This window comes from Desulfomarina sp., assembly GCF_054039375.1.
Map to the genome: position 1 here is coordinate 1 of NZ_JBPLBA010000164.1, position 5,118 is coordinate 5,118.

Below are 5,118 nucleotides of genomic sequence, written 5' to 3' on the forward strand. Positions count from 1 at the left end.
CCAGGGCCCGCACCCCGACCGAGCGTGGTTTGCCGGTGAGAATACCGGTCTCACCGAAATGTCCACCCGGACCTATCCGACCGACAATACGACCGACACCGTCATCACGGGTCAGCACAAGTTCGGCTTCGCCAACAGCTATCACATGGAAAATATCGCTGGTGTCACCCTCTCTGTACACATACTGTCCCTGGGAAAAAATCTGCACCCGGGCCAGCTCCGCATAGGCCGCCAAATCCTGCTCCGCAATATCCCGGAAAAGAACAGAGCGCTGCAGGTTTTTGACAATATCCTCTCGTTTCATGACACATTCATGTAACTGGTCACAGGGGTAGCAATCATATGATTTTCTGATTACGTATGAACTGTAACCGCTCGCGGGGTTAATAACTCCGGAAACAATAAAAAATTGGATTTACGCTATATCTGCAGATAAGTCTCAATCACATCAGCCAGAAGGGGAGCCACCGAATAGACATCCAGGATGTCATTGCTTTCCCTGCCGGGAAAAGTATCGGAACCTATCACCCTGGAAATGGGAGAGGACCTGAACTTTTCCATGGAATTACCTGCCATGACCAAATGGGTGGCAAGGGCCACCACATCCACAGCCCCGGCTTCCAGACAACGCTCGGCCGTCTGAATAATAGATCCACCTGTGCGGATCATATCGTCACAGATTATGGCTGTCTTTCCCTTGACCACATTGGAAACCTGGCTGACAATGGTTTTATCCGTATCGTACCGATCCTTGTCCGCCGCCGTGTGGGGACAGTTCAGAAAGCTTGCCAGACGGGCCACCCGCTTGGAAAAGCCGTAATCAGGGGAGACAAGAACAAAATCCCTGAGACCGCTTGACCGGATTTTTTTAACTACCAGGCTGTCGGTCCAGATATGTTTGGCCCTGATCTCCCCGGCATGGGCATGAAGAACCGCCTCAGAATGAAGATCCACAAAGGCCACGAAGTTAGGGCGGGCCCGAAAAATCTGCCGGGTCCTGGTAACGCCCTTGGGAATCTCGTTGGAACCCGGTTTGGCCCGTTCCATGGTAGAATACCCAAGGTACGGAATAATCACATTGATGGAGGCGGCATTCCAGTAGCGTCCCCCGGATATGAGATCCAGCAGCTCCTGATGCGAACTGTCGCTATGGGTTGCTCCCAGAATGATCAGATCTTTGCCTGAAACTGATTCGGGAAAAGCATGGTAAACCTCACCATCGGCAAATACCTTCCGCTCCATTTCTGTAAAACGGATCCACAATCTTTCCGCCAACTTATTGGCCAGGTCAGTGGAAGCCTGATTGGCCACAAGGACAATATTCTCCTTCACCGTCATCTCAGTTTCTCCCAAAACTGCCCCCTACAGGGCGGCCACAATTGCATCTCCCATTTCACCGGTGTTCACCGCGGAAGACTTGTCCACCGCGATATCCACAGTACAGATACCCTTTTCAAGAGTTGTCGCCACCGCATTGTCAATGGCATCGGCAGCCTCACCCAGGCCCAGACTGTAACGGAGCATCATGGCCGCGGAAAGAATCTCCGCAATGGGATTGGCAATTCCCCTTCCGGCAATGTCCGGCGCGGAACCTCCCGCCGGCTCGTAGAGACCGAATTTTTCACTATTCAACGATGCAGAAGCCAGCAATCCCATGGAACCGGTGAGCATGGCTGCCTCGTCGGAAATAATATCACCAAACATATTACCGCACAGCAGTACATCAAACTGGTGGGGATCACGAACCAGCTGCATGGTGGCATTATCTACATAAATATGATTCAGGGCCACATCCGGGTATTCAGCCGCCACCTCGACCACAACCTCCCGCCAGAGCACCATGGTGGTCAGCACATTGGCCTTGTCGACACTGGTCACCTTGCCTTTTCTCTGTCGTGCCGCCTCAAAGGCCATTTTAGCAATACGCCGGATCTCCGAACGTTTGTACGCCATGGTGTCAAAAGCCCGTTCATCCGGCCCCTCTCCCTCCCGTCCCTTGGGAGTACCGAAATAAATGCCGGAAGTCAACTCGCGGACACAGAGAATATCAAATCCCTCCCCCACGATATCGGGTCGCAGGGGACAGGCGGCTGTGAGAGACGGAAAGACCCTGGCTGGCCGAAAATTGCAGAACAGGTCAAAGTGTTTTCTGAGCGGCAGAAGCGCCGCCCTTTCCGGCTGCTGCTCAGGCGGCAGACTTTCCCATTTCGGACCGCCAACGGACCCGAACAGTATGGCATCACTGTTTTCACAGATCTGGAGAGTGGATGAAGGAAGAGCTTCACCATGATTATCGATGGCAATTCCCCCCACATCCGCATATTCATAAGCGAGATCAAAGGAGAATTTTTTCTGGACGGCACCAAGTACCTTGATTGCCTCATCCATCACTTCCGGGCCAATACCGTCTCCGGGTAACACTGCAATTTTTTTCATTATTTTCACCTGTTCAGACTACTGCTTTAGACTTCTTTCTTTTTCATCAAAACTGCATCCCTTATACACCAGAAATGCCCGCTCGGCACCGGAAAACGGCAGGGTTATTTTTACATTTTCCTTGAGTTTATATAAATTCTGCATTTTCTCACCAACAAGAGCAACCTCTTCGCGCCACCTGGGACCTTTCATGCAGATAATCTTCGCACCGGTAGCGGAAAATCGCTGCACCATGGCCAGAAACATATCAATATCAGATACAGCTCTGGAGGTGATATCGGTAAAGACATGGTTCTCCCCCAGCCTCTGTTCATCTTCAATGCGACAATCAAAAATGGAAACGGACTGCAGCCCGAGAATACGGACAATATGACGAAGAAAAAACACCCTTTTTTTTCGTGGCTCCACAAGGGTCAGCTCCATATCCGGCCTTGCCGCCTTACAGGCAAGACCAGGAAAACCGGCACCACTGCCCACGTCAAGCAGGTGGCAGTTCTCTGATTCGAGCAGGGGCAGCAGGGCCAGGGAATCAAGGAAGTGATTCTCGATAATCTCTTCATCACTGCTCAGGCGGGAAATGAGATTGACCTTACCGCTCCACCTCCGCAATTCATTAAAATAAAGTTCCAGCCTTTTCCGACCTTCATAATCAACTTCCAGGTCCAGGAGAACCAGCCCCTGCTGCAACCGATCCCTGAAACTACTTCCCATCTTTCAACCTGGCCGTAACCGAGGCCCCGTGGGCTGTCAATCCTTCCAGGGCCGCCAGTCTACGGATATGATCACCATCCGCTTTGAGAGCTGCCTGTGAATAGCTGATGATGGAACTTTTCTTCAAAAAAGTTTCTACTCCGAGTGCCGAGGCAAATCTGGCTGTGCCCATGGTGGGCAGGACATGATTCGGTCCCGCGAAATAATCCCCGGCGGCCTCCGGTGTATGGTGTCCGAGGAAAATGGCCCCGGCGTGACGAATATGGGGAATCTGGGCCCACGGGTCTCCAATCATCAGCTCAAGATGTTCTATGGCAATACTGTTCGCAGTATCAATTGCCTCCTCCAGACTGGAAGCAACCAGCATGACTCCCCTGTCCCGCAGGGCTTTTTCGGCTATCTCCCGTCGGGAAAGTGCAGGCAGCCGGCGATCAAGTTCTGCCAGAACTTGATCACAGAACCCTTCTTCCGTGGTGATCAGTATCGCCAGGGCCAGGGGATCATGCTCCGCCTGGGCCAGCATATCCGCCGCTGCCGCCGACGGATCAGCACTGTCGTCCGCCACAATCAAAACCTCGGATGGCCCGGCAATCATATCAATACGCACCATGCCTGAGATCTGTCGTTTGGCCTCGGTCACATACTGGTTACCGGGGCCGACAATAACGTCAACCGCCGGAATAGTCTCCGTGCCATAGGCCAGGGCCGCAATGGCCCAGGCGGAACCGGCCTTGTAAACCTCTGCAATACCCGCTTCCTGGGCGGCAACCAGCAGATATGGATTTACACTGCCGTCAGCTGCAGGAGGTGTGACCATGACCCGCCTGTTTACCCCGGCAATGGCCGCCGGAATACCATTCATAAGAACAGATGAAACAAGAGGAGTGGAGCCACCCTGCCCTCCGGGAACATACAGTCCGGCTGAATCCACAGGTCTCACCAGCCTGCCGACAATGGTTCCGTCCTCCCTCGTCTGCAGCCAGGAGTCTTCCATTTCCCGCTCATGAAAACTCTCGATTCTGTCAATGGCCGCAGAAAGTGTTTGTCGAAATTCCGGTGTAACCTGGTCGTACGCCTCCCGCAACTCCAGCGAGTCGACCTGCAGGCCTGAAACAGTCAGGTCCGGGGCGTCAAACCGGCGACCATACTCAACTACCGCCTCATCTTTTTTTTCTCGAACCGCCCGTAATATCTCTTCCACCACCTGCTGACAGGAAGAGTCAGCAGCCTGGAAACGATCGAGCAGATCCGCAACCACATCCTCACCGGCAGGAGTTGAAAGATCAACTGGTGTAATAAGCATAATTTTCCTTTTTTAAAACCTGAATCTGTGAGCAGTTACAATCAGACCTAAATCCTGCAATTGGCAAGTTTACCGGAGATGCGAGGTCCAATGGCGCTGACGTATAATCATACTTCAAGCCATTGAAAACAAAGCAGGTAAGCGAGCCTGCGAGACTCCGGATTCGGTAAAATTGCCAATCCCGCAGGGCAAAGAAAATGAAAAAATTTACATTCACCTAAGAAGTGAACAACCAAATTTGCTAAATATATCATAATATATTGAAATTAAGTTATATTTATATTTTTTCATTTTCTGAAGTGCAGGATTTAGGTCAGACAAGAATATCAAGCTTACCGTATGAAGACAACAGAAAACGGGACAGAAGAAAAATGGCCATAATTGCTCACAGGTGCCACAGATTTTTACAGGCTCTTCTTTGCCATAGCCTGCCCATGCGGACAACAGAGACCGTAAAAAGCCGGAGTGCCTTCGAGCAATTACAAACGGTCTCCGGACACTGCCTCTGAAAAGTGCCCGGAGTTGAAGAAAAGAAAACTTAATTACCCATGAAACTCAGCCAAATTGTGGATGTGCCTGTTTTATCAGGCTAGCCTACGGTCAAAAATCACTGGAAATCTCAATTGATAAGGAATTCAAATGAAAAAGTGTCAGTCCAGGTCATTTTA

5 protein-coding genes are annotated in these 5,118 nt (G+C 51.3%); all 5 read right to left on the reverse strand.

The features are described 5' to 3' along the window. On the reverse strand, positions 1–304 hold a 304-nt coding region (locus ACXLDX_RS09670; protein WP_457576974.1), incomplete at its 3' end, for a cyclic nucleotide-binding domain-containing protein. A 116-nt stretch (positions 305–420) separates the two neighbouring features. Then, positions 421–1,353 carry a ribose-phosphate diphosphokinase gene (locus ACXLDX_RS09675; RefSeq protein ID WP_457576975.1) on the reverse strand — a complete coding sequence of 311 codons (933 nt, stop codon included), beginning with the start codon at positions 1,351–1,353 and terminating at the stop codon, positions 421–423. Between the two features lie 9 nt (positions 1,354–1,362). Then, positions 1,363–2,436 (reverse strand): 3-isopropylmalate dehydrogenase, encoded by a 1,074-nt coding sequence (gene leuB / locus ACXLDX_RS09680; RefSeq protein ID WP_457576976.1) that lies wholly within the window; start codon positions 2,434–2,436, stop codon positions 1,363–1,365. A gap of 18 nt (positions 2,437–2,454) precedes the next feature. Next, positions 2,455–3,147, reverse strand: coding sequence for a 16S rRNA (guanine(527)-N(7))-methyltransferase RsmG (rsmG, locus tag ACXLDX_RS09685; RefSeq protein WP_457576977.1), 693 nt, complete (start codon positions 3,145–3,147; stop codon positions 2,455–2,457). Continuing rightward, positions 3,137–4,450 (reverse strand): histidinol dehydrogenase, encoded by a 1,314-nt coding sequence (gene hisD / locus ACXLDX_RS09690; protein ID WP_457576978.1) that lies wholly within the window; start codon positions 4,448–4,450, stop codon positions 3,137–3,139. The genes rsmG and hisD overlap by 11 nt, the downstream gene beginning before the upstream one ends. Positions 4,451–5,118: the final 668 nt, after the last annotated feature.

What these genes read in the sequence shown, in the direction of transcription:
- leuB (WP_457576976.1), bottom strand. Translation starts at nt 2,436, where the DNA reads ATGAAAAAAATTGCAGTGTTACCCGGAGACGGTATTGGCCCGGAAGTG.
- rsmG (WP_457576977.1), bottom strand. Translation starts at nt 3,147, where the DNA reads ATGGGAAGTAGTTTCAGGGATCGGTTGCAGCAGGGGCTGGTTCTCCTG.
- hisD (WP_457576978.1), bottom strand. Translation starts at nt 4,450, where the DNA reads ATGCTTATTACACCAGTTGATCTTTCAACTCCTGCCGGTGAGGATGTG.